22 protein-coding genes and 1 pseudogene are annotated in these 25,972 nt (G+C 71.6%); 9 read left to right on the plus strand and 14 right to left on the minus strand.

Going from position 1 to position 25,972, the window contains the following annotated elements:
* Window positions 1-77: 77 nt before the first annotated feature.
* The 9 genes from ACFYNU_RS19750 to ACFYNU_RS19790 form a co-directional block, all read right to left on the minus strand.
* Window positions 78-1,079: a proline racemase family protein gene (locus tag ACFYNU_RS19750; RefSeq protein WP_356591486.1), complete on the minus strand. Its 1,002-nt coding sequence runs from the start codon at window positions 1,077-1,079 to the stop codon at window positions 78-80.
* A complete protein-coding gene (locus ACFYNU_RS19755; RefSeq protein WP_356591484.1) occupies window positions 1,079-2,020 on the minus strand; it encodes a dihydrodipicolinate synthase family protein in 942 nt (313 codons plus the stop codon). Before ACFYNU_RS19755 ends, ACFYNU_RS19750 begins: the two co-directional genes overlap by 1 nt.
* Complete coding sequence (locus ACFYNU_RS19760; protein WP_356591482.1) at window positions 2,020-3,516, minus strand: NAD(P)/FAD-dependent oxidoreductase; 1,497 nt, start codon at window positions 3,514-3,516, stop codon at window positions 2,020-2,022. The genes ACFYNU_RS19755 and ACFYNU_RS19760 overlap by 1 nt, the downstream gene beginning before the upstream one ends.
* Window positions 3,513-3,836, minus strand: a complete 324-nt coding sequence (locus tag ACFYNU_RS19765) for a (2Fe-2S)-binding protein (protein ID WP_356591480.1) — start codon at window positions 3,834-3,836, stop codon at window positions 3,513-3,515. Before ACFYNU_RS19765 ends, ACFYNU_RS19760 begins: the two co-directional genes overlap by 4 nt.
* Entirely contained in the window at window positions 3,833-5,044 is a 1,212-nt protein-coding gene (locus ACFYNU_RS19770) for an FAD-binding oxidoreductase (protein WP_356591478.1), read from the minus strand. The genes ACFYNU_RS19765 and ACFYNU_RS19770 overlap by 4 nt, the downstream gene beginning before the upstream one ends.
* Before the next feature lie 96 nt (window positions 5,045-5,140).
* Window positions 5,141-5,734: a helix-turn-helix domain-containing protein gene (locus ACFYNU_RS19775; RefSeq protein ID WP_356591476.1), complete on the minus strand. Its 594-nt coding sequence runs from the start codon at window positions 5,732-5,734 to the stop codon at window positions 5,141-5,143.
* 98 nt (window positions 5,735-5,832) lie between these two features.
* The gene (locus ACFYNU_RS19780; protein ID WP_356591474.1) at window positions 5,833-6,768 is read right to left on the minus strand and encodes a hypothetical protein; all 936 of its coding nucleotides are present in this window, start codon (window positions 6,766-6,768) and stop codon (window positions 5,833-5,835) included.
* Window positions 6,768-6,962 (minus strand): hypothetical protein, encoded by a 195-nt coding sequence (locus ACFYNU_RS19785; RefSeq protein WP_356591472.1) that lies wholly within the window; start codon window positions 6,960-6,962, stop codon window positions 6,768-6,770. The genes ACFYNU_RS19780 and ACFYNU_RS19785 overlap by 1 nt, the downstream gene beginning before the upstream one ends.
* Window positions 6,963-7,208: 246 nt before the next feature.
* Entirely contained in the window at window positions 7,209-8,462 is a 1,254-nt protein-coding gene (locus tag ACFYNU_RS19790) for a DUF1266 domain-containing protein (protein WP_356591470.1), read from the minus strand.
* A 352-nt stretch (window positions 8,463-8,814) separates the two neighbouring features.
* Here ACFYNU_RS19790 and ACFYNU_RS19795 point away from each other — a divergent pair, with 352 nt between their 5' ends.
* Entirely contained in the window at window positions 8,815-9,492 is a 678-nt protein-coding gene (locus tag ACFYNU_RS19795) for a TMEM175 family protein (protein ID WP_356591467.1), read from the plus strand.
* A gap of 50 nt (window positions 9,493-9,542) precedes the next feature.
* On the opposite strand, the gene ACFYNU_RS19800 is transcribed toward ACFYNU_RS19795, so the two are convergent.
* The gene (locus ACFYNU_RS19800; RefSeq protein ID WP_356591465.1) at window positions 9,543-10,523 is read right to left on the minus strand and encodes an acetylxylan esterase; all 981 of its coding nucleotides are present in this window, start codon (window positions 10,521-10,523) and stop codon (window positions 9,543-9,545) included.
* A 43-nt stretch (window positions 10,524-10,566) separates the two neighbouring features.
* A complete protein-coding gene (locus ACFYNU_RS19805; RefSeq protein WP_356591463.1) occupies window positions 10,567-12,681 on the minus strand; it encodes a glycogen debranching N-terminal domain-containing protein in 2,115 nt (704 codons plus the stop codon).
* Window positions 12,682-12,822: 141 nt separating this feature from the next.
* On the opposite strand from ACFYNU_RS19805, the gene ACFYNU_RS19810 reads away from it, so the two are divergent.
* The 8 genes from ACFYNU_RS19810 to ACFYNU_RS19845 all read left to right on the plus strand — a co-directional run bounded on the left by ACFYNU_RS19810 (window position 12,823) and on the right by ACFYNU_RS19845 (window position 23,240).
* On the plus strand, window positions 12,823-13,872 hold the full coding sequence (locus ACFYNU_RS19810; protein ID WP_388766859.1) for a LacI family DNA-binding transcriptional regulator: 1,050 nt from the start codon (window positions 12,823-12,825) through the stop codon (window positions 13,870-13,872).
* A gap of 104 nt (window positions 13,873-13,976) precedes the next feature.
* Window positions 13,977-15,218: an extracellular solute-binding protein gene (locus tag ACFYNU_RS19815; protein ID WP_356591459.1), complete on the plus strand. Its 1,242-nt coding sequence runs from the start codon at window positions 13,977-13,979 to the stop codon at window positions 15,216-15,218.
* 73 nt (window positions 15,219-15,291) lie between these two features.
* Window positions 15,292-16,437: a sugar ABC transporter permease gene (locus tag ACFYNU_RS19820; protein ID WP_356591457.1), complete on the plus strand. Its 1,146-nt coding sequence runs from the start codon at window positions 15,292-15,294 to the stop codon at window positions 16,435-16,437.
* Window positions 16,434-17,396: a carbohydrate ABC transporter permease gene (locus tag ACFYNU_RS19825; RefSeq protein ID WP_356591455.1), complete on the plus strand. Its 963-nt coding sequence runs from the start codon at window positions 16,434-16,436 to the stop codon at window positions 17,394-17,396. Before ACFYNU_RS19820 ends, ACFYNU_RS19825 begins: the two co-directional genes overlap by 4 nt.
* 54 nt (window positions 17,397-17,450) lie before the next feature.
* On the plus strand, window positions 17,451-20,078 hold the full coding sequence (locus ACFYNU_RS19830) for a GTPase-associated protein 1-related protein (RefSeq protein WP_356591454.1): 2,628 nt from the start codon (window positions 17,451-17,453) through the stop codon (window positions 20,076-20,078).
* Window positions 20,079-20,317: 239 nt separating this feature from the next.
* A complete protein-coding gene (locus ACFYNU_RS19835) occupies window positions 20,318-20,974 on the plus strand; it encodes a tellurium resistance protein (RefSeq protein WP_031228810.1) in 657 nt (218 codons plus the stop codon).
* On the plus strand, window positions 20,971-21,873 hold the full coding sequence (locus ACFYNU_RS19840; protein WP_356591453.1) for a protein phosphatase 2C domain-containing protein: 903 nt from the start codon (window positions 20,971-20,973) through the stop codon (window positions 21,871-21,873). The genes ACFYNU_RS19835 and ACFYNU_RS19840 overlap by 4 nt, the downstream gene beginning before the upstream one ends.
* 17 nt (window positions 21,874-21,890) lie before the next feature.
* On the plus strand, window positions 21,891-23,240 hold the full coding sequence (locus tag ACFYNU_RS19845; RefSeq protein ID WP_356591451.1) for a serine/threonine-protein kinase: 1,350 nt from the start codon (window positions 21,891-21,893) through the stop codon (window positions 23,238-23,240).
* A 23-nt stretch (window positions 23,241-23,263) separates the two neighbouring features.
* Here the strand turns inward: ACFYNU_RS19845 and ACFYNU_RS19850 are convergent, their stop codons facing one another.
* From ACFYNU_RS19850 to ACFYNU_RS19860, 3 genes and pseudogenes are all read right to left on the minus strand, one after another.
* Window positions 23,264-24,835, minus strand: a complete 1,572-nt coding sequence (locus tag ACFYNU_RS19850) for a PAS domain S-box protein (RefSeq protein WP_388766937.1) — start codon at window positions 24,833-24,835, stop codon at window positions 23,264-23,266.
* A gap of 30 nt (window positions 24,836-24,865) precedes the next feature.
* Window positions 24,866-25,537 (minus strand): annotated as a pseudogene (locus tag ACFYNU_RS19855) (caspase domain-containing protein); the annotation flags it as partial.
* The gene (locus ACFYNU_RS19860; RefSeq protein ID WP_356591449.1) at window positions 25,538-25,903 is read right to left on the minus strand and encodes a hypothetical protein; all 366 of its coding nucleotides are present in this window, start codon (window positions 25,901-25,903) and stop codon (window positions 25,538-25,540) included.
* Between the last annotated feature and the right edge of the window lie 69 nt (window positions 25,904-25,972).

Here is a 25,972-nt window from a genome sequence, read left to right on the forward strand (position 1 = left end):
GCGCGCTCGAAGTCAAGAGGGGCCGGTCCTCGCGCACTCCGCCGGGGGAGCACCTCCGGAGAACGAAGCCGGTCCCCCTAGAGGACGAAGCCGTGCGGGAACGGATCAGCCGGATCCAGCAGGTAGTTGGCCGTCCCCGTGATCCACGCGCGGCCCGAGAACTCCGGCACCACCGCCGGTACGCCCGCCACCTCGCTCGTGCCCACCAGCCGCCCCGTGAACCGCGTGCCGATGAACGACTCGTTGACGAACTCCGTGTCCAGGGGCAGCTCTCCCCGGGCGTGGAGCTGCGCCATCCGGGCGCACGTACCCGTGCCGCACGGGGACCGGTCGAACCAGCCCGGCTGAATCGCCATGGCGTTACGGGAGTGCCGGGCGTCCGAGCCCGGCGCGAGGAACTGGACATGCTTGCAGCCGCGGATCAGCGGGTCCGCCGGATGCACCGGAGGGTTGTCCGCGTCGATGGCCGCCGAGATCGCGAGCCCCGCCGCGAGGATGTCGTCCTTGCGCGCACGGTCGAAGGGCAGCCCGAGGGACGCCAGATCCACGACCGCGTAGAAGTTGCCCCCGTACGCCATGTCGTACCGGACCTCACCGAGCCCCGGCACCCGCACCGTCGCGTCGAGTTCCAGCGCGAACGCGTCGACATTGCGCAGCGTGACCTTCTCCGCGACCCCGTCGCGAACCGTCACCCGGGCCTCGACCAGGCCGGCCGGGGTGTCCAGACGTACCAGCGTCTCGGGCTCGGTGACCGGCACCATCCCCGTCTCCACCAGGACCGTCGCCACCCCGATCGTCCCGTGCCCGCACATCGGCAGGAAGCCGCTGACCTCGATGTAGAGCACTCCCCAGTCCGCGTCCTGACGGGTCGGCGGCTGGAGGATCGCGCCGCTCATCGCCGGATGGCCGCGCGGCTCGTCGACCAGGAAACGGCGCAGCGGATCCAGGTGCTCCATGGCGTGACGGCGCCGCTCGGCCATCGTGGCGCCGGGGACGGGGCCCACACCGCCGGTGACCACACGTGTCGGCATGCCCTCCGTGTGGGAGTCGACCGCGCTGATCGTCCGTACGCTGCGCATCAGACCCGCCCGCCGGACTCCGTGGCGAGGAAGTCGATCGCCTGCCGCATCTCGGCGGTGATCTGCTCCCGGTGCGCGGGGATCAGCGGGCCGCGCGGCGGGCGGCAGGGGCCGCCGTAGCGGCCGACCAGTTCCATGCCGAGCTTGATCGCCTGCACGAACTCGGTACGCGAGTCCCACCGGAAGGCGGCGACCAACGGCCGGTACAGCGCCCGCGCCTCCTCCAGCCGCCCCTGCGTGGCGAGTCGGAACAGCCGCGCGGACTCGGCGGGAAAGACGTTGGGGAAGCCGGCGAACCACCCGGTGGCGCCCATCAGCAGACTCTCCAGCGCCACGTCGTCGGCGCCGCTGATCACATCGAGGTCCGGCGCCCGCTCCTTGATCTCCAGCACGCGCCGCACATCGCCGGAGAACTCCTTGACCGCGAGCACGTTGTCGATCCCGGCTATCTCCGCGAGGAGTCCGGGCGTCAGGTCGACCTTCGTGTCCACCGGGTTGTTGTAGACCATGACCGGCAGCCCGACGGCGGCCACGGCCTCGAAGTGCGCCACGACCTCCGACGGGTTCGCCCGGTACATCGTCGGGGGCAGACAGAGCACCCCGTCGGCACCGTCCTCCGCCGCGGCCTCCGCCCAGCGCACGGCCTGGTGCGAACCGGGCCCGTGCACACCGACGACGACCTTGCCCCGGCCGCGTACCGCCTCGACGGCCGTACGGGCGACGGCGCGCCGTTCCTCGTCGGTGAGCGACGAGTACTCGCCCAGCGACCCGTTGGGGCCCACTCCGTCGCAGCCGTTGTCGACGAGCCAGCGGCAGTGCTCCGCGTACGCGTCGAGGTCGACGGCCAGACCGGCCGGGGCCGCGGGGTCCGGCCGGTACGGCAGCGCGGTCGCGACGACGACGCCGGTCAGCGGATTGGGCTCGTTGCCGGTGGTGTTCATCAAGTGCCCTCCTGTGCGGGGGAGTTGGGGAACGCGAGAGGTGTCTCGGGCGGGCGGGCGAGTTCGCCGAGCCTGATCGGCTCGGCGACGGGACGGTGGTGGGGGCCGGGGCCGCTGTCCGTACCACGGCCGCCGGGGCCGGTGTCCGTACCGCGGCGCAGCTCGGCGACGGTCGGCCCGCAGATCCGGGCCTGGCACGGCCCCAGGCCGGCCCGCGTCGCCAGCTTCGCCACCTGGGGCTCCGTCCGCGTCGGATCGGCGGCGGACCGGCACACCTGCGCGTACGTCGTCTCCTCGCAGCGGCAGATCACGGTGTCCGGGCGCAGCCAGCCCGGCCACGCCCGGCCGACGGGGTGGGCGAGCGCCAGCCGGGCGGCGAACGCCCTGCCCTGGTCACGGCTGCGCCGAAGGGCGGCCAGAGCCCGCGAGGCGGGGTCGCCGCCCGCCGCGATCCAGCCCGCCACGGCGCCCTCGGCATCGGCGGCGGGGGCACCGGCGATTCCGGTGATCTCGCCCGCCGCGTACACGCCTGGCCGGCTCGTACGCTGCTCGTCGTCCACAAGTACTTCCGCGGGGGACCCGTTCGGCGCCGGACGCAGCGCGCACCCGGCCGCGACCGGCAGCTCCAACCTGGGCGAGAAACCGTGCCCCACACATACGGCGTCCACGGCGACGACACGTTCGCTGCCGGGCACCACCGACCAGTCCGCCCGGACCCGGGCGCTGACGATCTCCTCCACCCGGCCGTCCCCACGCGCCTCGACGACCGCTCTGCCCCACTGGTAGGGGACCCGGTGACGCCCCAACGCCGCGCCGTACGCCAGGAGTTCACCGGACTTCCCGAGCTGCGCCGCGAGTTCCCACGGGCGGCGCAGCCAGCCACGCGCCACGGCCCCCGGCCGGCCCGCCTCCAGGACCGCGAGCACCCGCGACCCGGCCTCCAGCAGCGACGTCGCCACCGGCAGCAGGAACGGCCCCGTGCCGGCGACCACCACCCGGTCCCCGACGACCACGCGCTCACCCTTGGCCAGCGCCTGGGCCGCGCCCGCCGTGTAGACACCGGGCAGATCCCAGCCGGGGAAGGGAAGCACCCGGTCATGGGCGCCTGGGGCGAGCACCAGGGCGTCGGGCGCCAGCACATGGCGGCGCCGGGGCGTACCGCTCAGGACATGTACGAGCGGCGGCCGGTCCGCGTGGACGCCGGGGCCGGGGCCGGGGTCCTGGCGCTCCAGTGCCCAGACGGAACTCTCGGCCCACCAAGAGCAGCGCGGATGCCCGAGCACGCGTCGGCTGCGCCGGTCGAACGAGCCGTAGCCGTGCTGGAGCGCCCCCGGGTCGGCCGCCTCGTAGGCGGCGGGCAGCATGCGGTGGTACTGGCCGCCGGGCTGTTCGGCACTGTCGATCAGCGTCACGTCCGCGCCCGCCGCCAGGGCGGCGTCGGCGGCGGCGAGACCGGCGGGTCCGGCACCCACGACGACGACATGACGGCCCGTCACCGGGACCGCCGCCCGTCCTCGGTGGCCCGTGACCGCGTGATGACCGCGTCACCGTCCCGGGCGCGGCGGCGGCACGCCCGTACGTCGCTCTCGTCGTTCACCGTCACCAGACAGTCGAAGCAGACACCGATCCCGCAGAACACGCCGCGCGGCGCACCCGAGGGCGCCTGCCGCCAGGCCGTCCGGCCGGCGGCCAGCAGCACTCCGGCGAGCGTCTGGCCCGCGACGCCGGTGAGCGGTTCGCCGTCCACCGTGATGGTGAGCGGCCGGTCGCGGCGTCCGGCCGGATCGGACCCGGCGGGTACGAGCCGTGGGCTCATGAGTCCTCCTCGCTCACGTCCGGGGCGCCGGTGCCGAGCACCGCCGGCCGGTCCACCCGGAACGGGCCTGCGTCCACTGATGTTTGACGGCCCGTCAGCAACTCGTGTACGAGCCGCGCGGTACCGACCGACAGCCCGATCCCCGCGCCCTCGTGGCCGGTCGCGTGCCAGAGACCGGGCAGCCGGGGGTCGGCGCCGATGACCGGCAGATGATCGGGGACGTACGGGCGGAAGCCCCCGTAAGCCCGCATCACATGAACGCCCGCGAGTGACGGGAAGAGTCTGAGCGCCTTGGCGGCGATCGCCGACAGCACCTCGGGCCGCAGCCGGTCGTCGAAGCCCACGCGCCGCCGCGACGACCCCAGCAGGACGCTGCCCGCCCGGGTCGACTCGACCACGGCCGATGTCTGGAGATCACCCGCCGCGCTGCCGACCGCGCCCACGTAGTCGGCGTCGTACACCTTGTGGAACACCGTCGGCGGCAGGGGAGTGGTCACCAGGACCTCACCCCGGCGCGGGCGGATGTCCAGCGGGACGCCGAGCCGCCGGGCGACCTCGCCGGACCACGGCCCGGCGGCGTTGACGAAGACATCGGCCTCGACCGGGCCGTCCGCCGTACGTACCGCCGTGAGCCGTCCGCCGCGCACGACGGCGCCGCGCACCTCGCGTCCGGTACGCAGCCGGGCGCCGGCCCGGAGCGCGTCGGCGAGCAGGGCCGTGGCCGCGCCGGCCGGCTGCACCTGCGCGTCGTCGGGGTAGTGCACGGCGGCGGTACGCCGCTCGGTGAGGAAGGGTTCGGCGGCGGTCAGGGCGCCCGCGTCCATGGCCTCGGCCCGTACCCCGGCGGCGCGCTGGGTCTCGGCGAACCGCCGCAGCCCTTCGGCGCCCTCGGGGGTGGTGGCCACCACGATGCCGCCCTTGGGGTCCCACTCGACCCCGGCCACGTCGTCCGCCGGCTCGGCAGAGGTCCGCCCGGCGATGTCCGCCAGTATCTCGGGCCACAACTGCCGTGACAGCTGGGCGAGTCGCAGCTCCGGGCCGGGGCCCTTGTCGGAGACCAGGACGTTTCCCTCGCCGTGCGAGGTGGTCGCGGCGGCGGCGCCGGCGCGGTCCAGTACGAGCACGTCGAATCCGGCGACGGCGAGTTCGCGGGCGCAGGCGGCGCCGATGATCCCGGCGCCGATGACGACGACTCGTGTTCGGTTCACCAGTCCTCCGCGTTCTGTTTAACGAACGAAAGTGAGGCTATGGCCGCACTCCGGAGGTGTCAACGGCACCCGCTCGCGCGCCCTGCGGCGCCGCCGTCAGTGCGGCGTGCCCGGCGCCTCGGGCGGAGCGCCGCCGCCCGACCGGTAGTGCAGCAGCAGCACCGAACGCACCGGCCCGTCGTTCGCCGCGTACCGGTGCGGCAGCGCGGCGTCGAACGACACGTAGTCGCCGGGCCCCAGCTCCACCTGATGGCCGTCGACCTCGACCGACAGCGTGCCGCTCTGCACCACGGTGTGCTCGGTGCCGGCGTGCCCGAGCGACGGCTGCTGCGAATCGGCGCGTACCCGCTGGTCGTACACCTCCATGATGACGCCGTCCGCCTCGATCCGCCGGAGCGGGCGCAGGTCCACGCCCTCGCCGCTCAGCACCTCGACCTCGGCGGCCCGCACCACGGTCACGGCCTCCCGGTGTCCGGTGTCCAGCAGGTCCGAGATGGGCACCCCGAGGGCGCGGGAGAGGCTGAAGACCGTCTCGATGGTCGGGTTCCCGGTGGCCGACTCCAGCTGCGACAGGGTCGCCTTGCCGATCTTGGACAGCCGCGACAGCTCGGAGAGCGACAGCCCACGACGGCCGCGCTCCCGCCGGAGGTTGGCGGCCAGAGTGCTGCGGACCGGACTGCTGGGGGACATCGGGCGATCTCCTTCGACCGTCAGGTCTGTTCGCTTCGGTGAGCGGGAAAGGGGCGGGTGCGTTCGGTATCACGAACGGACGGTCGATGGTATCGCCGTCAGCGGGTCGTGGGTTCCAGACCGGCGATGATTCTGTCCAGCTCCGGCCCGGCGTGGTAGCGGTACTCGCCCGACCAGCGCTCCCAGGGATCCTCCTCGGGCGACTTGGGTACGGCGACTCCGAAGACGGGGTCCGCCAGTCTGACCGCCAGACCGACCGGCACCAGATCGGGCAGCCACTCGGCGTAGGTGAGCGGCGCCGGCCCGTGCCGCCCCGTCCAGGTGGTGATCCACCGGAGCGCGTCGCCGCCGGCGAAGAGCGCCGCGCGCCGCAGCAACTGGCTTCCCACCGGCGCGGCTTCGGGATACTCCATCTGGAAGTCGCGGCACGCCCAACGCGGGTTGAGCGCCAGCGAGAACACCCCGCTCGGATGGATCGCCCGTTCCTCGATCGTATGACGACGACTACGAGCGCGACTGCGAGTGCGACCGTGACTGCCGCGGCTGCCACTGTGACCGCGACCGGAGTCCTGGGGCGACCGCACCCGTACGACCACGCGCGCGACCGACCGCGTCGGATCGTCGGCCCGGTCGTCCCGGTCGCCACGGTTGACCCGCTCGTACCGGTCGACCAGCTCGTAGCTGTCGCCGGTCGGCAGGTCCCCCTTGATGAAACCCGCCTCGGCGAGGCGGGTGGTGAACCTTGGTGAGACGACCAGTTCGAGCCCGGTCGCGGTGGGACGCGCCTTCTCGACACCGAGAGGCGGCGGGCGGTCGTACGGATGGCTGGACGGCATCCAGGTCCTCGGCGGCGCCGTGCCGTACGTGCTGGTCAGGGTGATCATGATCTGTGACTCCAGCCCCCGCTGGCGGTCGTCCGCCGCCTCGGGCAGCGGGACCGGGCACGCGCGCAGAGCCTCGTACGCCTCCTGATAGCTCTCGCCCGTGTACGCCGTACGCTGCCGGGCCAGATGCTTGCGGGCCGTGTGCGGCATCAGGAGGCCGCCTCGCCAGAGCCGCGGCGGATCTCCCGGCTCCAGCCGCGCACCTCACCCAGCAGGGTGTGGAAGTGCCCGTACCGCGAGGGGCGGCACACCGCGGTCACGCCGAAGAGAAGCAGCAGGAGGGACGCGCCCAGCAGCGGCAGATGGACGAGCACCGAGTTCAGCGCTCGCGAGCTCCGAGGCACCGGAAGGAGTGGCCACATGACTCAACCTGTTCTCACCAACCCGGCTTGGCGATCACTGGTCAGGAGTCGGGAACCGACCGTGCGCCGTCATGGAATCCAGGGGGCCCGAGACCCTTCGGCCGTCTCCTCGGGAAGATCCGGGCTCCCGAACGGCCTGGCTTCTGTGTCGCCAGGATTCGGACGCTAGCACGAACACCGTTGGCACGGCACGGAGTTCGGGCGGACACGCCCCCGTGGTGGCCGATGTCACGCGCCGAACGGCACCGTCCGCCACGGGCTGTCCGGCGCCGTCGCCAGCGCCCGGTGGGCGTCGAGCACCGTCGTGTACCAGGGGCCGAACTCCTCCTCGTCGAAGTGAAGACACCGCCCCAGCACATAGCCCGCGGAGAACTCCTCCCACGAGTCGTACGCCGACCGCGCGGCGGCCGAGGCGCGTTCGAGCGCGGCCAGCATCTCCGCCTCGGTGGCGTACCGGGCGCCCCGGCCCCACCGCGCCATCTTGGAGCCGCGGCCGATGTCCCACGCGGCGACCGTCCGGACGTAACCGTCGGGCGGCAGCAGACCGTCGGCGCGGAAGCGGGACTCGTACCGCAGCAACTTGCCCACCAGCGCCCGCAGATGGGCCACGAACTCCTCGAAATCGGCGTCGTCGGCGGACGCCCCCGCCCGGAGGGCGGCCTGGTCGCGCAGCGTCGCCTCCACACAGTCGCGCCACTGCTCGGCGTCGACCCGACCACCCCGCGCCGCGCTCAGCGCCGTACGGGCCCCAAGGACGAAGTCCCAGTACCACGGGCTGACTTCGCGCTCCAGCAGCCGTTCCTCCATCGCGAGCCAGTCCTCACGGCCATGGACGCTCCACGACTCCGCGACACGCTCCCGCTCGCCCCGGTAACCCATGCCGTGCCAGTGCGCCGTGTTCCACGCGTCGCCGTTGGTGAAGCACAGATGCGCCCCGCAGGCCAGACCGTGCAGCAGGGCTCCCGTCGGCAGGACGCCGGTGCGCCGTGTCACCAGACGGTCCATCAACTCGTCGGAGGAGAACAGCTCGTGATGCAGATCCAGCCAGGCGTCACGCTCATCGTCGTCCGTGTGGAAGTACTGCTCGCAGGGCGTGGCGGGATTGACCGCGAGCATCCGCACATCGTCGGGGAGTATCCGCGAGAGCGCGCCCAACGTCGCGTACTCGAAGACGAGATGGGGGTGCGGGCGGGGCAGCAGCCCGGCCGTGTAGACGTGCGCCACCCTGCGGCCGTCGGGCGTCTCGATGGTCAGCATCGGGTACGAGCCGTCCTCGGCCGCCTGTATCCGGTCGAGCGCGACCGGGTAATACACGCCTTCGATCGCCAGCGCCCGCAGATAGCCGTACGCGCTGTCGGCGCGGGCCAGCTTGTACAGATACTGCTCCAGATCGGCGGGCGCCGACCAGTGGCCGCCGTCCTCCGGGGCGGGGACGAGCGGAAAGTACTCGTCGTGGATCTCGTCCTCGGCCACCGTGTGCATGAGTGCCTCCCCCGTACCGGTTCAACCTCGCTCGGCTGCAAGATCGTCTCTACGTTACCGGTGGCCACGAGTGCTCCCGTACATCTTCCGTACCGTCAACTAGGCCTGAGAAGTGGCGAGATGACCACCTCCGCCGCCGTGCCGGGTGACGGGCCGGCTTCTCCCGGACCGCGCTGCGGTCGGGCGGCGGCGTCCCGGCGAGCTGGGCCATCCGGCCGGGCTCCGCCGACCGGGCGCACCGGACGTCCGTGATTCTCCGTGTGTCTGGATATGCTCGGCCCAAAAGCGCACAAATGGCACCCTGACCTCCATCGGGAGACGGATGCACCTCCCACGACACCCACGACGCCCGGTGCCGACCGTTACGCCGGAGCGGCTCCTGGCCTTCGGCGACGCCGTGTTCGCCATCGCCATCACGCTGCTGGCGCTGGACATCGACGTGCCGAACGGTCTGCCCGAGGGACGGCTCAGCGACGCTCTGCGGGACGTGATGCCCGACGTGGGCGCGTACCTGCTGAGTTTCAGTGTCATCGGGCTGCTGTGGCTCGCCCATCACCGTATGTTCGCGCTGGTCGGCCGTATCGACCGGTTGCTGCTGTACCTGTACTTCGCGCTCCTGGCGGTCGTCGCCGCGCTGCCGTTCCCCACCCGGCTCGTCAGCGAGTACGGGCAGACGGCCCTCGCCACCGGCGTGTACGGCTGTGTGATCGGCCTCGCGTCGCTGCTGACGACGGCCATGGCGTACCGCCTGCTGCGCCGCCCGGACCTGCGGAAACCGGGCATCGCGCCGGCGCGTGTGCGCCGGACGGTGCATCAAGGGGCGGTCGTCGTACTCGTGTTCGTGACGTCGGTGCCGATGACGCTGGTGTCCCCGGACGCGGCGAAGTACTGGTGGGCGCTCATCATTCCGCTACGCCTCCTGCTCGGCTGGGGTACGGACCCGGAACAGGACGGCGGCCGGGGCCACAAGGGTGGCGAAGGTGGCGACAGGGGCTCCGCCGGGGCCACGGGCGCGGCCCCACCCGCGTGAACCGCGCCGCCGCGCGGCCCGGTCAGCCGCCCGGCCCCGGGAGCCCGGGCTCAGCCGGTGGCGAGACCCGGCAGTTCCCGCAGGAAGCGCAGCTGCTCCAGGTCCTGGAAGTAGCCGCCGCCCTCGTGGCGGTTCCACGGCCAGACCCGGATGTCCTTCGGACCCGACCAGTGGTTGTACGCCGCGAACACCGTGGACGGCGGGCAGATGTCGTCCATCAGCGCCGCCGAGAACAGCGCCGGGGCGTGTGCGCGGGCCGCGAAGTTGACCCCGTCGAAGTAGGACAGCGTCCTGAACACCCGTTCCGCCGACTCCCGGTGGGTGCGCAGATACGTCCAGATCTCGCGGTACGCGTTGCCCTCCACCACCTGGAGCGCACGCCGGTAGTGGCACAGCGACGGCTGGTTGACCAGGGCGGCGGTCACATCGTCGCTCAGCGCCGACGCGGCCAGGGCGATACCTCCGCCCTGGCTGCCGCCGGCGATGACGATACGCGTCGGGTCGACCGACGGATGGGTCCGGGCGGCGTCCACCGCCCGGACCGCGTCCGTGAAGACCCGGCGGTAGTAGTAGTCCGCCGGGTCCTCGATGCCCCGGGTGACCATCCCCGGCGACGACGAACCGCCGCTGCCGTGCGGGTCGCCCGTCGCGCCCGGCTGGAGCGAGCCGCCCTGGCCGCGCGTGTCCATCAGCAGATGCGCGTATCCGGCCGAGGGCCAGGTCAGCCACTCGTAAGGGAAGCCGCGCCCGCCGCCGTACCCGAGAAAGCCCACCACGCACGGCACCGGTCCGGTCGCCGAGGCCGGCACCAGCAGCCAGCCGGCCACCGGGTCACCGCCGAAGCCCGGGAAACTCACGTCGTACACGTCCACCTCGGTCAGACAGGCGTCGTACGGCGTGAACACGGGCGCGCGGTCATGGCCCCGCGCCTCTTCGAGCGTGTCCGCCCAGAAGGCGTCGAAGTCCGACGGCTCCTCCCGGTCGGGGAGGTAGCCACGCAGCTCCTCCAGGGGCAGATCCATCAACGGCATGGCGGCGGTTCCTTCTCGGCGGCGGCAGGTACGACGGGCTGTTTCAGGCGCGGTCGGCGCCGTGCACGGTGAGCGTGTCCGGGGCGGTCACCCGCACCTGGCCCGTCGCGTCGAGAGTGATGTCCAGGGGCGCGCCCGCCACCCGCAGACCGGTCAGCCGCAGCGGGCCGACGGAGTCGGCGGCGCGCGGCGAGAAGCGCAGCGTGCCTCCCGGCACATCGGCCTCCAGACCCAGCGCGGCCGTGAGCAGCGCGACGGCGGACGCCGCCGACCAGGCCTGCGGGCGGCACGAGGCCGGATACGGGGCGGGCACACTGTCGACGGCCGAGCCATGACCGGCGAACAGCTCCGGCAGCCGGCCATCGAACGCCGCCGCCGCGGCGACCAGGCCATCGGCCAGCGACGCGGCCTCCGCCGGGAAGCCCGCCCGGACCAGTCCGTGCACGGCGATGGCGGTGTCATGCGGCCAGATCGACCCGATGTGGTACCCGAACGGGTTGAAACCGGTTGATTCTGTGCTCAACGTGCGCAGTCCGAAGCCCGAGTTCAGCTCCGGACCGGCCAGCCGGGCGGCGAGCAGCGCGCTCTCCTCCTCGTCCAGCAGACCCGTGCCCAGCAGATGCCCGAACCCCGAAGTGACCGAGTCCACCGGGCGTTTGGCGGCGTCGAGCGCCACGGCCGGATAGCGGCCCGTCTCGTCCTCGACCCAGAAGCTCTCCCGGAACCGGCGCTTGAGCCGGTCCGCCCACTTCTCCCAGCGCTCCGCGCCGGGCCGGCCGAAGGCACGCAGCAGCGCCGCGCCGCCCATGGCCGCCTCGTACCCGTACGCCTGGACCTCGCACAGCGCGATGGGCGCCTCCGCGTGTGTGCCGTCGCGCCAGCGGATGGCGTCGCCGGAGTCCTTCCAGCCCTGGTTGGCCAGCCCGAGACCCGAGACGTCGATGTATTCGAGGAGGCCGTCGCCGTCCGCGTCGCCGTACGTGGCCAGCCACTCCAGGGCTGCCTCGGCGTGCGGCAGCAGGTCACGTACCTGCTCGGGGTCCATGCCCCAGCGCCACGCGTCGTGCAGCAGGATCACCCAGAGCGGGGTGGCGTCCACCGTGCCGTAGTAGACCGGCGGCAGGGAAGCCCCTTCGTTGAGCTGCCGCGCCTCGCGGCGTACCTCGTGCAGGATCTTGCCGGGCTGCTCATCGGTGCGCGCGTCGGTGGTGGTGCCCTGGCGGCGGGCAAGCGTGCGGAGGGTGCCCGCCGCCAGGTCGCTGCCGAGCGGCAGCAGCATGCGCGCCGCCCACAGCGAGTCTCGGCCGAACAAGGTGAGGAACCAGGGCGATCCGGCCGCCAGGAACTGGTCCTCGGGGTGCTCGGCATCGGACAGCAGCAGCCGCTCCAGGTCGCCGACCGACCGGGCGAAGTACTGGTCCATGCGGTGATCGGCGCTGCGCAGCCCGGTCGTCGACCACGGCACCGCGTCGCGCGCCACCGGCGCGAAGCGCAGCGGCTCGTCGCCGGTGACGGTGCATTCCAGGGTCGTACGCCATGACGTACGCGCCGCCAGCGCCACCTCGAACCGCAACTCGCCCGCGCCGGCGTCGATCCGGGGGGAACCGGCGGAGGCGCTCAGCCGCACACCGATCTCGTCCCTGCGCCAGACCAGCGCGCCGTCCTCCACCTCGGCGGTCAGCGCGGCGGCCGGGCGGCCGGACTTGACGTCGTTCATGCTCGCCAGGTCGCTGCCCGCGCCGACGACGACCTCCACCCGTATGTCCCGCACGCCCGCGTTGGCGATCTCCAACTCCTCGCGCAGCACGCCCGGCTCCAGCGTGCGCACGCGGTGGAGCGTGACGGCGGGGTCGGCGGTGTGCTCGCCGACCCCGCGCAGCACGGCGCGGAACGCCGTCCGGTCGGCGGCGGCGAGGGTGTGACTCACAGGGAGGACGGGCACGCCCTCGACCCGGACCGAGAGCGTGGAGAGCAGCCGGCGATCACCGTGGAAGAACCCGTCGGCCCCGCCGGCGATGTCGCCGGCCGGCCGGGACAGCACCAGACTGGGCGCGTAGAGCGTGGTGCAGACGTCGTGCAGAAAGGGCTGAAGGCCCTCGGTGACGACGTCCGCGGGCGGCTGGTGACCGGTGGGGTTTCCGTGGACGACCGTGTTCACTGTGTGGCGCCTCTCATCATTTGGATCGATCAAAATTCACCTTAACCCTTGCCAACCTGCCATGGGGAAGAGTTTTATCGATCCATTGCAGATGCGGCGCCGCATTTCGAGCGGCAGCCGTGCGTGGATCGGAGGCCGTTGGTGGCACGTACGACGTCGGCAGGCGGGCGCAGGTCAGGGCCGGTGACCCTGGCTCTCGTGGCGCAACGGGCCGGGGTGTCCACACAGACGGTGTCCAACGCGCTCAACTCGCCCGAACTCCTCGCGCCCGCCACCCTGAAGCGGGTACGCGCGGCGCTCGACGAGCTGGACTACCGTCCCCACCAGGCCGCCCGCTCGCTGCGCACCCGCTCCAGCAGACTGATCGGATACGGCGTACAGCCCACGCCGCCCGGACTTTCGACGCCCGTGTCCGACCACTTCCTGCACGCGCTGTCGGACTCGGCGGACCAGGCCGGTTACCGGATACTGCTCTTCGCCGCGCTCCTCGGCGCCGACGACGAGGCCGAACGCTACGACGAGTTGCTGCGCGAGCACTCGGTCGACGGGTTCGTCCTCAACAACACCTACCGCGGTGACAAGCGGCCGGCCTGGCTGCACAAGAAAGGGGTGCCGTTCGTCGCGTTCGGCCGGTGGTCGGCCAAGGACACCGGCGACTGGGTGGACGTCGACGGTGCGCACGGCACCGCCGCCGCCGTCGACCAGTTGGTGGCGGCCGGGCACCGGAAGATCGCCTTCCTGGGCTGGCCGCGCGGCTCGGGCGTCGGTGACGACCGGGCCGGCGGCTGGCGCGAGGCGATGCGCCGGCACGACCTGCCCGTCCGTGACCTGCGGGTGTCCTCGGTGGACGAGGTGGACGCCGCCCGCACCGCGGTCGCCCGCGTCGTCGGCCGCGCCACCGCCGTGGTGGCGGCCAGCGACACCCTGGCGCTCGGCTGTTACCGCGCGCTGCGGGACGCCGGGCTCAGCCCGGGGCGTGACGTGGCGGTCGTCGGTTTCGACGACTCGCCCGCCGCGAGCCTTCTCTCACCGAGTCTCAGCAGCGTCCGGCAGCCCCTCGACGAGGTCGGCCGGGCCTGCACCCGGATCCTCATGTCCCGCATCAAGGACCCCGACGCCGCGCCCGAGCGCGTGCTGCTGGCGCCCGAACTGATCATCAGGGAGAGCTCGTCGCCCGAGCCCCACCCCTGATCCCCCTCGTACCTCCGCCGCGACCCCGGCCGTCCCCCGGCCTCCCCGGCCACCGAGTCCCCCGACAGCAAGTCCCCTACAGCGACAGCTGGAGAGAGAAGCAGATGAAAAAGAACAGAGCCGCGACCGCTGCCGCGATATGCGGCGCGCTCCTGATAACCGGGTGTTCGTCCGACTTCGGCAGCGACAGCAGCGCCGAGCAGAAGAGCTCCGGCAAGCAGAAGCTGACCGTGATGATCGGCTCGTCCGGCGACGCCGAGACGAACGCCGTCAAGGCCGCGGCCGACGCCTGGGCGAAGAAGACCGGCAACACCGTCACGGTCACACCCGCCCAGAACCTGGACCAGCAACTCGGCCAGGCGCTGGCGGGAGGCAAGCCGCCGGACGTCTTCTACGTCGGCTCGTCCGTCTTCGCCAACTACGCCAAGGGCAACTCCCTGTACGCGTACGGCGACAAGCTCAAGGACAAGGACGACTTCTCCGCCACGCTGCGCAGCTCCTTCAGCTACGAGGACAAGTTCGTCTGCGCCCCGAAGGACAGCTCCACCCTCTCTCTCGCGATCAACACCAAGATGTGGGAGGCGGCCGGGCTGACCGAGGCCGACTACCCCAAGACCTGGGACGATCTGACGAAGATCGCCAAGAAGCTGACCACCGGCAAGGTCCACGGCCTGGTCGCCAACGCCAGCTACAACCAGCTCGGTCCCTTCATGAAGCAGGCCGGCGGCTGGATCACCAACGCCGACCAGACCGAGATCACGGCCGACAGCCCCGAGAACGTCGAGGCGCTGACGTATGTGAAGAAGCTGCTGAACGACAAGGTGTTCGCCTTCCCCCAGCAGGTCGACGCGGGCTGGGGCGGTGAGGCGTTCGGTACGCAGAAGGCGGCCATGACCATCGAGGGCAACTGGCTCACCGGTGCCATGACCAACGACTACCCGGACGTCGACTACAAGACCGTCCCGCTGCCCGAGGGCCCCAAGGGCCAGGGCACGCTCTCCTTCAGCACCTGCTGGGGCATCGCCAACAAGAGCGCGCACCACGATGCCGCGGTCTCGCTCGTCGAGGCGTTCACCACCGCCGAGCAGCAGACGAAGTTCGCCGACGCGTACGGCGTGATGCCCTCGCGCACCAGCGCACTGGCGACGTACGAGAAGCAGCACCCGCAGGACAAGGCGTTCGTGGACGGTTCCGCCTACGCGCAGGGTCCGGTCACACTCCCCGGCTTCACCAAGGTCCTCCAGCAGTTCGACACGGACCTGGCCGAGTTGGCGACCGCCGACCCCAAGAAGATCCTCGGTGATCTTCAGACCAACGGTGAGCAGATCCTGAAGAGCAACGGCTGACGGCCTGCCCCACCGTGTACGACACCCGCCGGGGCGCACGGCCCCGGCGGGTGCGGGAGAAGAGAGAAAGACAATGAGTCAGTACGGCAGCGGCACTGTCGCGCCGCCCGCCGCGACCGGCGGCGAGAAGCGGCCCCGCCGCGGGTCGTCGTCCGGCATCAAGGGGCGGCAGGGGATGTGGGGTTGGCTCTTCGTCAGCCCGATGGTGCTGGTCCTCGGGCTGTTCCTGCTGCTGCCCATCGGGATGGCCCTGTGGGTCAGCCTGCTGAACTGGGACGGGCAGTCCAACCCCTTCACCGGCGCCGCCGACTTCGTCGGGCTCGACAACTACTCCGGAGTCCTGAGCGAGGACGGCCTCGACCGCACGCTGTTCATGACCTCGGTACGCAACAACCTCTACTTCGTCCTGCTGGTCGTACCGCTCCAGACGATCCTCGCCCTCGCGCTCGCCGTGGCCGTCAACAGCCGCCGCATCAAGGGCAAGAGCCTCTTCCGGACGATCTTCTACTTCCCCTCGGTGACCAGCTCCATCGCCATCTCCACCGTCTTCCTCTTCCTCTTCCAGGGCAGCGGCGCCGTCAACGCGCTGCTGAAGTGGGTCGGCATCACCGGGCCGAAGTGGTTCACCGACGCCGACGGACTGGTCTGGACGGTCCTCGGCGGCCTCGGCATCGTCGACCCCGACAAGCCGGCGGCGGCGCTCGCGTCCAACGGCTTTCTCGGACTGTCCTGGTGGGACTGGCTGTCCGGCCCCTCCATCGCGATGTGCACCATCATCGCGCTGATCGTATGGACGTCGTCCGGCACCTACATGCTGATCTTCCTCGCCGCGCTCCAGGACGTGCCCGCCGAATTGGAGGAGGCCGCGCTCCTGGACGGCGCCAACCGCTGGCAGTCGTTCCGCAACGTCACCATCCCCGCGCTCCGCCCGGTGATCTTCCTGGTGGTCACGCTCGGACTGATCGGCAGCTGGCAGATCTTCGACGCCGTGTACGTGATGAGCCAGGGCGCCCCCGGCAACACCACCCTCACCCCCGCCTTCCTCTCCTACACCGCGGGATTCCAGGACTCCGAATACGGCCGCGCCGCGGCCATCGCCTTCATCCTGCTGGCGATCATCATGGTGATGACCCTGATCCAGCGCGTACTGCTGCGCGACCGCGACAAGCCGGTCCGTACGGGCAGGCGCTTCGGGGCCATTCGCCGGAGGGCTTCATGAGTACGGCACCCACGACCCCACCGGCGCGGAAGACCTCGGCGGCCTGGCAGCCACGCACCCCCGCGCACACCCCCAAGAGCACTCCCGCGGGTCCGCGCGCCCCGGGCGGCGCCGGCCGACGGGTCCTGCTCGTCGTCCTGTATCTGCTGCTCACGGCGATCGGGCTGGTGTATCTGCTGCCGTTCGCCATCCAGATCGTGACGTCGTTCAAGACCGATCCCGACGCGGCGGCGAACCCGCTGTCCCTGATCCCGGACCCGTTCTCGCTGGACTCCTACCGGCGGCTCTTCGGACTCGGCGGCGCCGGGGACGCGGTGCCGTTCAGCACCTGGCTGGGCAACTCCGTCCTCGTCACCCTGTTCATCACCGCCGGACGGGTCTTCTTCGACTCGCTGGCCGGCTACGCGCTGGCCCGGCTCGACTTCCGCGGGCGCAACCTGCTCTTCAGCGGGCTGCTGACCGTGATGTCGGTGCCCGGTGTGGTGCTGCTGATCCCGAAGTTCCTCGTCCTCAACCAACTGGGCATCTTCGACACGTACGCCGCCATGATCGTCCCCCTGCTGGTCGACGCGGCCGGCGTGTTCATCATGCGGCAGTTCTTCCTCTCCGTCCCCAAGGAGGTGGAAGAGGCGGCCAGGATCGACGGCGCCAGTGTCTTCCGCACCTTCTGGTCGGTGGTGCTGCCGATGGCCAAGCCCGCCCTGATCACCCTCACCATCCTGTCCTTCCAGGGATCGTGGAACGAGTTCACGCACTTCCTGGTCGCGACCCAGTCGCCGCAGTACCAGACCCTGACGACGGGCCTCGCGTCCTTCGTCTCCGGAAGCCTGAGCAGCGGGACGCAGTATCCGCTCAAGCTGACGGCGGCCCTGCTGGCGACCCTCCCCGTGGCGGTGCTCTTCTTCGTCTTCCAGCGCCACTTCGTACGGAGCGCGAACTCCGGCGCGGTCAAGGAATAGGTCAAACTTCCACGACCGCCTGCGGCCGGGTGAGACGGCTGGTCAGAATGTGGCATGGTCATCCGCCGTCTCAGCTACCTGCTCGACCGGGAGCCGGACACCGACAGCGTCCGCCTTCAGCCGCTCCGGCCGCCGGGGCGGACACCGTCGGAGAGTTCACACGGTGCGGGCGAGGTCTCGTACGACCTGCTCGCCCAGGTCGAGCAGGTCATCGCCCTCACCCACCGGTGGACACCGCACGGCGTTCTCAGTTGCAGCCGCCTCCCGGCCGGCGGCAGCCTCCTCTGCAACGGCCGCGCCGACCATGAACACCCCGACGCGCCACGGCAGTTCATCGACGTCGTCCATCTCCCCGCGGGCGCGGGCGGGTTCGACCGGGTGTGGCCCATCGACACCTGGCGCTCCCGGTCCTGGGGCGCCCCCGCTCCGGCCGACGGAGACGAACTGCCCGCACCGGAAGGGCATTTCGACCGCCCGCTGCTCGTACGGTTCGCCCGGGAGCAGGCCACGCGGGTCGCGCCGTTCCTCGCCGACGTACGCCGGCTGTGGGCCGACCCCGCCGGCCGGCAGATCGTCATCGCCGAACAGGACCCGGAGACGGTCGCCCACTGGATCGCCCTCGCCTGCGCGTCGCTCCCCGAACACCTCGCCAGGCAGCTGACGTTCGTCACCCGCGCCGACGAACCGCACGAGGCGCCGCAGCAGATCATCGGGATCGGCCCCGACTCCGCCTTCGACCGGCGCGATCCGCTGCTCGTCCAGCATCTGTACCGCGTCCACGACGCGCTCGGCGGGCCGGGCAGCCCCGCCCTCCCCGATCCCTGGGCCGAGTTGACCGCCGCGCTGTGGCAGGCGGGCACCCCACCGGTCCCTCTCGCCTCCGCCGTCCCCTCGTCCGGTACGACGGAGGCCGCCGACCCGTTCGACCTCGCCGCGCTCGTCCCCCCGCTCCTGCGGCTGGGAACGGAGCCGGGGGAGCGGCTGACCACACTCCACAGCGACTCCCTGCGCACCGTCGTCGCCACGCTCGCGTCGGCAGCCCAGGACCAGACCCAGGGCGCCCCGGCCATCGAGGAGTTGACCCGCGTCTGCCAGGAGCTGGCCAAGCACTGCTCGGAGCACGTCACCGACCCGCTGGCACTGGTCCTCGCCAGACGGCGGCTCGCCGCCGCGCTCGACCACGACACCAAGCTCAAGCAGGACCCCCTCGTCGGCCTGCCTCTCGGCGAGGCGGCCCAGCGCTCACTGCGCGCCGAGTTCGGCTCCCGCTTCGACGAGGGGCTCGGGCGCCGGCTGCGCGGCCCCGTCGCCAACTGGGCCGGACCCCTGCATCTCGCACTCGTCCTGCACGGCCACCAGGGCGCCGGAGTCCAGGACGCGGTCGACAAGCTGGTCCGGGCCCTGCTCCACCCGTACGGCTCCGAGTGCGCCGACGCCGTCGCCGTGCTGAACGGCGTCGGCCACCAAGGGCTGAACCGGCTCGTCCTGGAGAAGCTCGCCGCCAGGACCGCGGGCCGGCGGAGCGATCTCCTGAAGGACCTGCTGATGTCGCCCCAGGGCGACTGGGTACGGTCCCACCTCAAGGCCGCTCCGCCCTCCGTGGCACTGGTCGACCTGGCCGTACGGTGGGGCGGACCGCCCCACCATCTGCGCGGAATCGACCTGTTCACGAAACTCGCCGAACCGGCCCCCGGCGCGGCCTCCTCGGGCGTCGGCGACCCGCCGACACTGGAGACCCTGTGGTGGCTCGTCTGGGGGTCCGGCCAGCCGGAGCGGGCGCACTTTCCCCGTATCGTCCGCCTCTGCGGCGCTGAGGCGATTCTCGCCGCCGGTCTCGGCACCCGGTTCCTGCCCTGGCTCACCTCGCCCGGACGGTTCGACCGTGAGCTGGTCGACTTCGCCCACGCGGTCCACCGCCGGGCGGGGCTGGTCGGACGGGAGCGCGCCACGGCCCAACTCCTCGTCCTGGCCGACGACTTCGCACGGACGAGCGGCGCGCCCAGGGATGTCGTGGACCGCGTCGGCGAGCTGCGCCGCGCGGCGAGGCCCGCGGACGAGGTGTGGGACCGCGTCCAGTACATGCTCGCCCGCGGCTTCGCCGGCCTCACACCGCTCGACCTCTACCAGTCGGGCGCGCTGTCGTATCTCGCCAACGCCGAACCGGCGTTGCAGCGGCACTACCGCGCCGCCGTCCAGGCCGAGTACGCCGACGACGCCCACGTCGGCCGGATGGCCGCCCGGCCGGACACCGTCGCCGACCTCTTCTTCGTCTGGCGCAGGGAACTGACCACGTCGTCCCGCGAATGGCACGCCACCGTCGAGGAGTTGCTGCGCGGGACGCTGGGTGTGGTGCTGCGCCGGATGAACGGCGAACAGCGTGAGGCCGTCGCCAACCGACTGCTGGGACGGTCGCAGAGCTGGCTCCAGACCTGGCTGCGCTGGGCGAACGACACGGCGGCCGGCAGCGGCGGCCGGGACACTCAGATCCCCGGCGCCCCCGCCACGTACCCCGCGGGACACGGGCAGCCGGCCCCCGCCCCACACGCGCCCGGTCAGCCGGCCCCCGCCCCGCACGTGCCCGGTCAGCCACCGCCGCCGAAACCCGGCGAGTTGCCCGCGATCCCCGAGCGCTACCCGCCCGGATACTCGCCGTCGCACCCGCCGCCGCATTCGAAGCACTGACCGAAGCACTGACCGAAGCACTGACCGGGGCACTGAAGGACACCGCGTGAGGCGCTGACCGAACGGATGGATATATCCCTGCCCGACCCACTTGACCGACGGGTACCAACTAGGCTTCCGACCACCGCTTTTCAGCAGCACCGCACCGCATCACACAGGCAGAACCAGGCGTGCGCGAACGGGACGCCTCGGGGGAGAGGACCAGCGTGACCATCATTCTCGACGTGCCCGGCGGCAGTATGGCCAGCCGCCCGGCCCACTTCATCTGGATGCTCGACTGCTCGGGCTCCATGGGAGTGAACGGCAAGATCGGCGAGTTGAACTTCGCCATCCGCGAGGCCATTCCGGAGATGCAGCAGGCCGCCCAGTCCAACCCGGCCGCCTCCCTGCTCGTCCGCGCCATCTCCTTCGCGAGCGGCGCGAGTTGGCACATCCAGGAGCCCACCCCGGTGGACCGCTTCACCTGGGACGACGTACACACCTACGGCGCCACCGACATGGGCGCCGCCTTCCGGATGGCCGCCGCCGCGCTCCAGACCCCGCCGATGCCGCAGCGCGCCCTGCCGCCCGTCCTGGCCCTGGTCTCCGACGGCCAGCCGACCGACGACTGGCGCTCCGGACTGCGCGCCATCGACGACACGCCGTGGGGCAAGCGCGCGGTGCGGGTCGCCGTCGCGATCGGCGACGACGCGGACAAGAGCATGCTCAAGGAGTTCCTCGGCAACCCCGAACTCGAACCGCTGCTCGCCAAGAACCCCCGCCAACTGGCCGCCGCGATCCGCTGGATGTCCACCGCAGTGGTGAAGGAGGCGTCGGCGCCGAAGATCGAGGACGCCACACCCGCGAACGTCTCGCCCGTCGTGCCGCTGACCAAGGACGAGACCGACATCTGGTGAACGCCACCGGGACATCCACCGTGGCGTGGGAACTCCTCGACGGAGGAGTCAAAGGGGTCGCCAAGAAGTACAGCCAGGACCGGGGCAAGGCGCTCACCACGGCGGACGGACGCGCCGTCGTGCTGGCCGTCGCCGACGGGCACGGGTCGCGCGCCCACTTCCGCAGCGACCTCGGTGCGCGCTGGGCCGTGGAGGCGTTCACCTCCTGCGCCCGGGGATACGCGCACGAGGTCGTACGACGCGGGGACGACGCGGCGAACTGGCCCCGGCTGCTCGCCGAGGCCCGCACACTGCCGCAACAGGTCGTGCACGCCTGGCGCCGCCGCGTCCTGATGCAGGAGGCCAACTCCCCGGCGCACGGCACGAACCCCGCCCCGACCGGCACGACCGGCCCCGCCGGCACTCCCGCGCTCGCGCCCGAGGCCGACCTCGCCGTCTACGGCAGCACACTGATCGGCGCCGTCCTCACCGAACGACTGCTGATCTGCTGGCAGTTGGGAGACGGCGACCTCGTCCTCGTCGACGCGGACGGCACGACCCGCATGCCGTTCTACACCGGCCCCGACATGGGCGACGAGACGGAATCGCTCTGCGAGCCCGAGGCCTGGCGCAAGGCACGGCTGCACTGGCAGCCACTCACCGGCGGCCCGCCACCGGGCGTGCTCCTGTCCACCGACGGACTCTCCAAGAGCTTCGCCGACCATGAAGGGTTCCTGGCCTTCGCCACCGGGGTGCGCTCACGCGCCGTGTCGCACGGCGTCGCGGCCGTCCAGGCTCAGCTCCCCGACTGGCTGGGACACGCGGCCAAATACTCCGGGGACGACGCGACGCTGGCGGGCGCCTTCCCGGCGCTCGGCCCCGGCGCCGCCCACCCCCACCCCCACACCGACACGCACTGAGGCAAGAGAGGTACGGCATGGCGAACGGCATGCTTCTGGCCGGACAGACCCTGCTCACCGAGTCAGGCGACCGGGTCACGGTCGCCGAGCTGTTCGGCTCGGGCGGCCAGGGCGAGGTCTACCGGGTGCGGACACCGCACGGCGACCGGGCCGTGAAGTGGTACTACCCCCAACTGGCCGACGCCCGGCAGCGGCAGATCCTCGAAGGGCTCATTCACCACAACTGGGGCGACGACCGGTTCCTGTGGCCGCAGACGGTCGTGATGGACCCGGACGCCTCGTATCCGGGCTTCGGCTATCTGATGGACGTACGGCCCCAGCGCTTCCACGACCTGCCGGCGCTGTTCCGCCGTGACCCGTCGGTGGCGGCCACCACGCTCCGTACGCTCGTCGCCGCCGCGCTGCACACCGTCGAGGCGTACTTCACCCTGCACTCCAAGGGCATCGCCTACCGCGACATCAACTGGGGCAACATCTTCTTCGACCCGGCCACCGGCGATGTGCTGGTGTGCGACAACGACAACGCCGTGGTGGAGGGCGAGGCCGCCGCCGTCGCCGGGACGATGGACTTCATGGCCCCCGAGCTGGTGCGCGGCGACAAGGGCGCGAAGCCCGGCATCCAGACCGACCTGCATTCCCTCGCCGTCCTGCTCTTCCTGCTCCTGATGAACCATCACCCGCTCGACGGGGCGCAGGCGTTGCAGATCCGCTGCATGGACGAGGCGGCCAAGCGCAAGATGTACGGCACCCACCCGCTGTTCATCTACGACCCCGCCGACCCCGCCAACAGGCCGGTGCCCGGCGAGCACCCGACCGTCATCGCGACCTGGGGCGCGCTGCCGAAGATCCTGCGGGACCTCTTCGTCAAGACCTTCACCCAGGGACTCGACACACCGTCGGCGCGGGTCCGCGAGTCGCAGTGGCGGGACGCCCTGAGCCGGGTGCTCGACGCGATCACGGTCTGCGCATCCTGCGGCCGGCAGAACATGACCCAGCCCGACGGCCCCGCGCCCGACTGCTGGAAATGCGGCACCACCGTACAACTGCCCCCGAAGCTCGAAGTCGTCACGGGCCGGGGCGCCCTGCGCACCCGCCGCGGCATCCGACTCGACCCGAAGGCCCGCGTGTACGCGCACCACCTGGTCGACGACCCGGAGCGGCACGACTTCACCGCCGTGGTGGGCGAGATGACCGAACACCCGCAGCAGCGCGGCCGGTTCGGCCTCACCAACCGCACGTCCCTCGACTGGACGGTCCGCCGCGACGACGGCACGGTCCAGGAGGTCGGCCCCGGCCGCACCGTGGCGCTACGCCCCGGACTGCTGCTGGAGTTCGGCGGCGGCACGGAGGCGGAGGTGCACGCGTAGGCACGGCGGGCGGAGCCGCGACGTCAGAGCGACAGTCCCTCCCGGACGGATCGCAGCAGCTCCGCCCCCTCCGTGCCGCATTCGACCCATCCCACTCCCCACCGAGCGGTGACGGGACGGTGCCACAGCGCATCGGGCGGTGGGTCACCGACGGCCGCTCTTATCTGATCCACCAGCATCTTCAGTCCCTCGGGGTCGATGTCCGGGGCAAGGATCAGGAACTCGTCGATATCGGACCGGTAGACGGCTCCGGCGGGACCCAACGACGCCGCCCCGGCCGCCGCCGACAGTCGACGTGTGGTCTCGATCAGGACGGTGTCCGCGTCGTCACGTGACCGGCGGCGGATGTTGTTCCAGTCCGTCAGCTGGCAGATCAGTATCGCGTGACCCCGCTTCGGCCAGGTGGAGGACGCCGGTGGGCGCCTGAGGTGCTGGTGGTCGTAGTCGGCGTACGACGGCTGGTAGGTATTGCCCGGCGCCCACATGTCCTCCTGAGCGTCCGGATCGGTGTCCTCGCACACCAACGACGCCAGGTGGGCGAGGAGTTCGGCGCTGTTGGGCAGGCCGGTCAGGGTGTCGTGCGAGGCGCGGTGGGCGAGCTGGAGTTCGTTGCGCTTGCGCTCCTCGATGTCCTCGACATGGGTGAGGAGGAAGCGGGGGCCGTCGGTGGCGTCGGCGACGACGGAGTTGCGCAGCGACACCCACACGTAGCTGTTGTCCCGTCGCGCCAGGCGCAGTTCGGCGCGTCCGCCCTCGGCGGAGGTACGCAGCAGGGTGCCGATGTCCTCGGGGTGCACGAGGTCGGAGAAGGAGTAGCGGCGGATCGCGGAGGCGGACCGGTCGAGCAGCCGGCACAGCGCGTCGTTCGTCCGTACCAGCCTGCCGTGCTGGTCCCCGCCCATCTCGGCGATGGCCATCCCGCTGGGCGCGTACTCGAACGCCTGCCGGAAGGACTCCTCGCTCGCCCGCAGCGCCTGCTGCTCACGCTCCAGCCGGACCAGCGCGCGCCGACTGTTCGCCCATAGACGGGCGTTGGCGATGGCGACCGCCGCGTGAGCGGCGTAGGCCGCGAGATTGCCGCGCTGCTCCGGGTCCGGCCGGCGCCCGTCGCGGGGCCAGTCGACGGAGATGACCCCGAGTAGGTCACGGTCCCCGCCGGGGCTGTACATGGGCGCGTAGAGGCGGTCCCGCGGGTGCCACTCGTCCTCGAAGCGTGGCTCGGGCCCCTCGGTGTGCCACTGCGGGACGTCGTCCTCCAGCAGGACCACACCCTCGTGGTGGGGGATGAAGCGCAGCTCACCCCACCGCTCGCCCATGCTGAGCCGGCGTTCCCAGGAGGCGCGCCCGCCGATGCGGCCGGTGATCAGCGCCTCGGCGGCGGGGTTGCCCGAGAAGGCGGCGACGACGAGGTCGCCGTCGGGCTGTACGAGATTGACGCAGGCCAGCTTGTAGCCCAGTCCCGTGACGACTCCGTCGGCGGCGGTCTGGAGTGTGTCGGCCAGGCTGCCGGCCGCGTGCAGATTCTGAATGGTCGACTGGAGATCGGCCTGTGCGCCGTGCGTATGCGCGTACGACGGATTTCGGGTGAACGGCAGGTTGCCCACCTGGTTGCGGCACGAACTCTGCGGATCCGGCCGTCTCGCCTGCGTGAGGACGGACCGTACGCTCCGGAAGACGTCGTTGAGACTCAGTAACTGTTTCTCGTCCGCCACCCCGTCCGTGAGAACCCGGACCAGCGCGCCGCTGAAGGCTGTATAGGTCTCACCCGGCGGGGCCACCGCGACGGCGGTCTCGGCCGCCGCGGCCAGCAGATAGGTGCCGTCCACGTCCGCCAGGTCCACCATCCTCTCGGACTGCGAACCCATGGCGCGGGCGCTGTAGCAGCAGTCCAGAACGACTATTCGCCGTTTCGCGCGACTCGACTCCATCGCGCGGCGAATCCACTGGTAGGGCAGCGCCGTGTCGTAGACGGAGTCCGGATCGCTGTCCGGCATCGCGAGATGCAGGTATCCCTTGTCGTCGAGCAGGCCGTGGCCGGCGTAGTAGATCAGCAGTGCGTCCGTCGCCGTGGCGCACACGTTCCGTACGGCCTCCGACACCTGCCGCGTCGAGGTGGGATTCAGCAGCTCCGTGCAGCCGGCGCTCGGCAGATTCCATACCTCGCCGCGGAAGAGGTCACGCAGCGTCATGAGGTTGTTGGCCACGGCGGGAAGGTCGTCCAGACGTTCGAACGTGCCCGAACCCACGAACAGCGCACGGGAGTTGTGGGGAACCGGCAGGCCCCGGGCGATCTCCACCTACTCGTCCGCCTCTTCCTCACCGAGCAGCGGACGGAGCATTTCCCTTGCCTCGTCCGCCGACGCGCCGGAGATCGTGATCCGTCTGCCGTCCGGGCTCTCCACCGTGACCGACGGGGCCTGGGGGCGGGCCGCCCGCCAGGCGGCGATGGCGATGCCGAGGGATCCGGCGCTCAACCCCGCCTGTACGACGAGCGAGACGACATCGATGACGGTCCCCTGCGCCCCCGGGACCGGGGGCCGCGACGAGGTCAGTCCGACCGTCGCGTTCTGCCGGACATTCCGGTCCATCAGCAGCCAGTCGTGCAGCGAGCGCACGGACCCTTCGGTGTCCGGCCCGTCGGCGAGCTGAATCATCAGCCGCATGGTCGTACTCCCCCTCGTATGACGATCCGTCGAGCCGCCAGCATAGGAGCCGCGTGGCGGGCCGGTGCG

It is taken from the genome of Streptomyces sp. NPDC006643, from assembly GCF_042870175.1.
Lineage (GTDB): Bacteria > Actinomycetota > Actinomycetes > Streptomycetales > Streptomycetaceae > Streptomyces.

What these genes read in the sequence shown, in the direction of transcription:
- ACFYNU_RS19800 (WP_356591465.1), bottom strand. Translation starts at nt 10,523, where the DNA reads ATGCCGTTGATGGATCTGCCCCTGGAGGAGCTGCGTGGCTACCTCCCC.
- ACFYNU_RS19775 (WP_356591476.1), bottom strand. Translation starts at nt 5,734, where the DNA reads ATGTCCCCCAGCAGTCCGGTCCGCAGCACTCTGGCCGCCAACCTCCGG.
- ACFYNU_RS19860 (WP_356591449.1), bottom strand. Translation starts at nt 25,903, where the DNA reads ATGCGGCTGATGATTCAGCTCGCCGACGGGCCGGACACCGAAGGGTCC.
- ACFYNU_RS19845 (WP_356591451.1), top strand. Translation starts at nt 21,891, where the DNA reads ATGGCGAACGGCATGCTTCTGGCCGGACAGACCCTGCTCACCGAGTCA.
- ACFYNU_RS19830 (WP_356591454.1), top strand. Translation starts at nt 17,451, where the DNA reads ATGGTCATCCGCCGTCTCAGCTACCTGCTCGACCGGGAGCCGGACACC.
- ACFYNU_RS19780 (WP_356591474.1), bottom strand. Translation starts at nt 6,768, where the DNA reads ATGCCGCACACGGCCCGCAAGCATCTGGCCCGGCAGCGTACGGCGTAC.
- ACFYNU_RS19835 (WP_031228810.1), top strand. Translation starts at nt 20,318, where the DNA reads ATGGCCAGCCGCCCGGCCCACTTCATCTGGATGCTCGACTGCTCGGGC.
- ACFYNU_RS19815 (WP_356591459.1), top strand. Translation starts at nt 13,977, where the DNA reads ATGAAAAAGAACAGAGCCGCGACCGCTGCCGCGATATGCGGCGCGCTC.
- ACFYNU_RS19750 (WP_356591486.1), bottom strand. Translation starts at nt 1,079, where the DNA reads ATGCGCAGCGTACGGACGATCAGCGCGGTCGACTCCCACACGGAGGGC.
- ACFYNU_RS19820 (WP_356591457.1), top strand. Translation starts at nt 15,292, where the DNA reads ATGAGTCAGTACGGCAGCGGCACTGTCGCGCCGCCCGCCGCGACCGGC.
- ACFYNU_RS19825 (WP_356591455.1), top strand. Translation starts at nt 16,434, where the DNA reads ATGAGTACGGCACCCACGACCCCACCGGCGCGGAAGACCTCGGCGGCC.
- ACFYNU_RS19790 (WP_356591470.1), bottom strand. Translation starts at nt 8,462, where the DNA reads ATGCACACGGTGGCCGAGGACGAGATCCACGACGAGTACTTTCCGCTC.
- ACFYNU_RS19765 (WP_356591480.1), bottom strand. Translation starts at nt 3,836, where the DNA reads ATGAGCCCACGGCTCGTACCCGCCGGGTCCGATCCGGCCGGACGCCGC.
- ACFYNU_RS19755 (WP_356591484.1), bottom strand. Translation starts at nt 2,020, where the DNA reads ATGAACACCACCGGCAACGAGCCCAATCCGCTGACCGGCGTCGTCGTC.